This is a genomic window from Hymenobacter persicinus (assembly GCF_004167665.1).
Classification (GTDB): Bacteria; Bacteroidota; Bacteroidia; order Cytophagales; family Hymenobacteraceae; genus Hymenobacter; species Hymenobacter persicinus.
Window position 1 is genome coordinate 1 of the sequence record NZ_SEWE01000087.1, and the last position, 4890, is coordinate 4890.

At 62.6% G+C, this 4890-nt stretch carries 7 protein-coding genes; all 7 read left to right on the forward strand.

Annotated elements, in window-relative coordinates:
* On the forward strand, positions 1-350 hold a 350-nt coding region (locus EWM57_RS20575), incomplete at its 5' end, for an amidohydrolase family protein (RefSeq protein ID WP_165370597.1).
* A 4-nt stretch (positions 351-354) separates the two neighbouring features.
* A complete protein-coding gene (locus tag EWM57_RS20580; RefSeq protein ID WP_129923183.1) occupies positions 355-1596 on the forward strand; it encodes an allantoate amidohydrolase in 1242 nt (413 codons plus the stop codon).
* A gap of 70 nt (positions 1597-1666) precedes the next feature.
* The gene (gene allE, locus EWM57_RS20585; protein WP_129923184.1) at positions 1667-2413 is read left to right on the forward strand and encodes a (S)-ureidoglycine aminohydrolase; all 747 of its coding nucleotides are present in this window, start codon (positions 1667-1669) and stop codon (positions 2411-2413) included.
* Positions 2414-2511: 98 nt separating this feature from the next.
* Complete coding sequence (locus EWM57_RS20590) at positions 2512-2787, forward strand: hypothetical protein (RefSeq protein ID WP_129923185.1); 276 nt, start codon at positions 2512-2514, stop codon at positions 2785-2787.
* A 3-nt stretch (positions 2788-2790) separates the two neighbouring features.
* Positions 2791-3306 (forward strand): 2-oxo-4-hydroxy-4-carboxy-5-ureidoimidazoline decarboxylase, encoded by a 516-nt coding sequence (uraD, locus tag EWM57_RS20595; RefSeq protein WP_129923186.1) that lies wholly within the window; start codon positions 2791-2793, stop codon positions 3304-3306.
* On the forward strand, positions 3303-3641 hold the full coding sequence (gene uraH / locus EWM57_RS20600) for a hydroxyisourate hydrolase (RefSeq protein ID WP_129923187.1): 339 nt from the start codon (positions 3303-3305) through the stop codon (positions 3639-3641). The genes uraD and uraH overlap by 4 nt, the downstream gene beginning before the upstream one ends.
* Positions 3642-3754: 113 nt before the next feature.
* Positions 3755-4890, forward strand: a 1136-nt coding sequence (locus EWM57_RS20605; RefSeq protein ID WP_129923188.1) for a DUF6986 family protein, incomplete at its 3' end; no start/stop codon positions are given.

Consider the following 4890-nt stretch of genomic DNA (forward strand, 5'->3'; position numbering starts at 1 on the left):
GCATTGCCTCCCTGCAGCTGGCCCTGCCCGTACTCTGGACCGCCGCTCAGCAGCGCGGGGCCACGCTCAACGACCTAGCGAAATGGCTGAGCGAAAACCCGGCGAAGCTGGCCGGGCAGGCTCACCGCAAGGGCCGCATTGCCCCCGGCTACGACGCCGACCTGCTGGTGCTGGACCCGGAAAACAGTTTTCAAGTCACTGAAGCTCTGATTCAGCACAAACACAAAGTGTCGCCTTATCTTGGGCTCGAATTGCGGGGCGTAGTGGAGCAGACCTTCCTCCACGGCGAGCTGGTGTACCAGCGCCCCGAATTCGTCCAACTCAATCAAGGCCAACTTTTAACCCGCTAACTGGGTGGAAAACTTTATTGCCCGCGCCGAAAAAACTCTGGCGCGCATTCACGAATTAGCCGCCATCAGCGAGGACGCCGACGGCGTCACGCGCACGTTCGGCACGCCGGCTTTTCTGCGCGGCAGCGCCCTGGTCCAAAGCTGGTTTGAGCAAGCCGGCCTGCGCACCCGCCTCGACAGCATCGGCAACGTGCGCGGCCGGCTGGTGAGCCAGCATCCCGGGGCCAAAACCTTCGTCATTGCCTCCCACATCGATACGGTGGTCAACGCCGGGCGCTTCGACGGGCCGCTGGGCGTGCTGCTGGGCCTGGACTTGCTCGAAAGCCTACGGGCGCGCAATGTGGAGCTGCCGTTTCACGTCGAGCTGATTGCCTTCAGCGACGAGGAAGGCGTGCGGTTTCATACCACCTACCTGGGCAGCAAAGTCGTGGCCGGCTCCTTCGACCAGAGCCTGCTGACCAAAACCGACGCGGCCGGCATTTCCCTCACCGACGCCATCCACACCATGGGCGGCAACGCGGCCACCCTTGCCGCCGACGCCATTCCTGCCGACCAGTGGCTAGGCTATTTCGAAGCGCACATCGAGCAGGGTCCGGTGCTCTGGGAGCGGAACATTCCCGTGGCCCTCGTCACGGCCATTGCCGGGCAGCGCCGCGTTGAGCTGACCTTTAAGGGCATGGCCGGGCACGCCGGCACGGTGCCCATGCACATGCGCCAGGATGCGCTGGCCGGCACCGCCGAGTTCGTGCTGGCCGTGGAGCAATTCGGCGTGGAACGCAACACGGCTTTGGTGGCCACCGTCGGCAAGCTCGACGTGCGCCACGCGGCCAGCAACGTTATTGCCGGCGAAGTCACCTGCAGCCTCGATTTGCGCAGCGCCGACGCCGACGAGTTGCAAACCGCCTACGAAGCCCTCTACGCCCAGGCCGACGCCATTGCCACCCGCCGCCAGCTGAGTCTGCACTGGAACCTGATTCAGCAGACCGCGCCCGTCACCTGCGACGCGGGCCTGAACCAGCACCTCACCCGGGCCATTGCCGATTCGGGTTATCCTGCGGTGGAGTTGGTCAGCGGGGCCGGCCACGACGCGGTGCCCGTTTCCTTCGTTGCGCCGGCCACCATGCTGTTTGTGCGCTGCTTTAAAGGCATCAGCCATAACCCCCTGGAAAATGCTGAGCTGCCCGACATTGCCGCTGCCATTCAGGTGTCGGAGCAGTTTATGCTGAACCTGATTGCGGCCAACTAACCCGCCTAATTCCCCCAATCTGCGCGCCACTGGCTGCGCAACCCACCTTCTTCGAGTCACTCTCCCCACCATGGAAATTTCCGCCCTCACTCGCTCCGTTGTCAAGCGCAACCACGCCATCATTGCCCCCGACGGTTACATCAACAGCAACGTCCCCGGCTGGACCAACTGCACGGTCAACGTTATCATCAACGAGCAGATGGGTGCCCGCCTGGCCCAGACGCTCATCACCCTGCGCGAAGGCGGGGAGCTGACAGGCCGCACCGAGGCCAGCCAGATCTTCTTCTACGTGGTGGAAGGCCAGGCACAAACCACCGTGGGCGGTGACACCCGTACGCTCAAGGAAGGCCAGTTCGTGTACGTGCCCGCCGGCCAGGACTACCGGTTTGACCAGCCCACCGCCGACACCCGGATTCTGACTTTCCACAAAGTGTACGAGCCGCTGGCGGGCCACGCCGCGCCGGGCGTGCTGTTCGGGGAGCGGGACATTGCCAAGGCCCCGGTGTATATGAACGACGAGGCCCTGCGCATCCAGGAACTGCTGCCCAACGAGCTGGGCTTCGACATGGCCGTCAACATCTTCACCTACAGCACCGGCGGCCACCTGCCCATGGTCGAAACCCACATCATGGAGCACGGCCTGATGTACTTGCAGGGCCAGGCCATCTACATGCTCGACAACGCGTGGTACCCCGTCAAGAAAGGCGACTCTATCTGGATGGCGCCCTACTGCCAGCAGTGGGCCACGGCCATGGGCCAGGAAGACTCGGTCTACATCTACTACAAAAACGTCAACCGCTTCCCCACGGTGCAGTAAGGCTTTTGCTTTTAAATCGGCTGTCCTCCTGAGCATACCGCGCCTAAAGCGGTGACGAAGGACTTTCCTTAGTTCAGCAGCCCGCCTAGTTCCTGCACATGAATCTCATCCATCGATTTCTCTCCTGGCTGGCGTGGCTGCAAATTTTCATTTCGCCCACCCTGCTCGGCCTGGGAATTGGGGTTTGCCTGTGGTTGAAAGTAGGGGGCTTGACTGGCGTAGCGTCCGGCTTGCTGAGCATTCTGGTGGGAGTTGGCAGCGGAATCTGGCTGGCCGAAAAAACCCGGCGCGGCGCCGGCACCATAGAACTGATGGCGCGCAACATCGGCAACCCGGAATTACATAAACCTGAGTTGCCCAAAGAAGAAATTTAACCCATGACCCTCGACGAACTCAAGTCCCTCCCGCCCGCGGCCCGCGCCGAGGAGCTGCAAAAATGCTGCGGCTCCAGCGCCTGGGTGGCCGGCATGAACGACGTATTTCCCGTCGCCGACGCGGAAACGCTGATGGACCAGGCCAACACGGTCTGGAACCGGCTGTCGGAAGACGACTGGAAGGAAGCCTTTACCCACCACCCCAAAATCGGGGGCAACGTGGCCGCGCTGCGCGAAAAATTCGCCAGCACCAGCACCTGGGCCGAAGGCGAGCAGGCCGGCGTGCGCAATACCACCGAGGAAGTGCTCCAGGCCCTGTCCGACGGCAACGTGCGCTACGAGCAGAAGTTCGGCTACATCTTCATCGTGTTTGCCACCGGCAAAACGGCCGAGGAAATGCTGGCTTTGCTCGAAGCCCGCCTGTTTAATAAGCCCGAAGACGAAATTCAGATTGCCGCCGCCGAGCAAAATAAAATCACCCGTATCCGCCTCGAAAAGCTGCTGACGCCCACCGCATGAGCCAAATCACGACCCATATTCTCGACACCACCCTCGGCAAGCCCGCCGCGGATGTAACCATCGTCCTCTCGGCCCAGCAGGGCGAAAACTGGCGGGAGCTGGCCCGCGGCGTCACCAACGCCGACGGCCGCATTCCGAACCTGCTGCCTACCGACGAGCCCCTGCCCCTGGGTATCTACAAGATGAAGTTCTTCACCCAGGAGTACTTCGCGCGCCAGAGCACGGCCAATTTCTACCCCTTCGTGGAAATCGTGTTCGACGTGGCTACCACCGCCCACTACCACGTGCCCCTGCTGCTGAACCCGTTCGGCTACAGCACCTACCGCGGCTCCTGAGCTCCGGCTGCACCGCCCTGCTTAGGGCATAGCAATTAGGTCTTGGCCCAAGATTCTAGTAGCTTGTCCGCCTTTTCCTTCTTAAATCCCGCCTCTCCCTTTTCTTTTCCCCGATGAAACTCAGTATTCAGGACGCCGATAAGACCCAACTGCTCGACCAGCTCGGCGTGGCCAACCTTAAGTTCCAGCACACCTACCCCGGCGACAAGCCCGACCGGCAGCCCGTGCACACCGTTTACGGCGGGGCCAACCTGTTCAAGTCCGACACCACCAAGCGCATGGGCGACATTGCCCTCAACAACCTGCGCACCTACGCCCCTAACTTTGCCGAGCTGGCCCGCGTGCTCCAGCTCAAGGGCTACGAGCACCTGCCCACCCTGGAAAAAGATGTGGCCGACCTCACCGCCCGCCTCGACGCCATGAGCCCCGCCGAGCGCAAGCAGGAGCACGCCTGGCTGGCCTACTCGGTCTACAACAAGATTATCAAGAAGCTGGAGCGCGAGGCCGTGGAAGACTTCCGCATCGACTTTGAGGATGGCTTCGGCAACCGCCCCAACGACGAAGAGGACGCCACCGCCGTGCAGGCCGCCGGCGAGCTGGCCAAGGGCATGCAGAACGGCACGATTTCGCCCTTCATCGGCATCCGCATCAAGCCCTTCACCGAGGATTTGAAAGCCCGCGGCGTGCGCACCCTCGACATTTTCCTGACGGCCCTGCTGGAGCAAACCGGCGGCAAGCTGCCCGACAACTTCGTGGTGATGCTGCCCAAAGTGACCATTCCTGAGCAGATGACTACCCTGGTGCGCCTGTTTGAGAAGCTGGAGCAGGCCAATGGCCTGGCCCCCGGCACGCTCAAGATGGAGACGATGGTGGAAGCCACCCAGATCATCATGGACGAGGAAGGCCGCAACCCGCTCATGCGCATCATCCGCGCCAGCGAGGGCCGCTGCGTGGCCGCCCACTTCGGCACCTACGACTACACGGCCTCCGCCGGCATCACGGCCAAGTACCAGACCATGGCCCACCCCGTCTGCGACTTTGCCCACCACATGACCAAGGTGGCGCTGGGCGGTACCGGCATCTTCCTCTCCGACGGGGCCACCAACGTGATGCCCATCGGCCCCCACCGCGGCGACAACCTCACGTATGAGCAGCTGCGCGAAAACCGGGAGTCGGTGCACAACGCCTGGCGCCAGGGCTTCCACCACACCACTCATTCGCTCATCAACGGCCTCTACCAGGGCTGGGA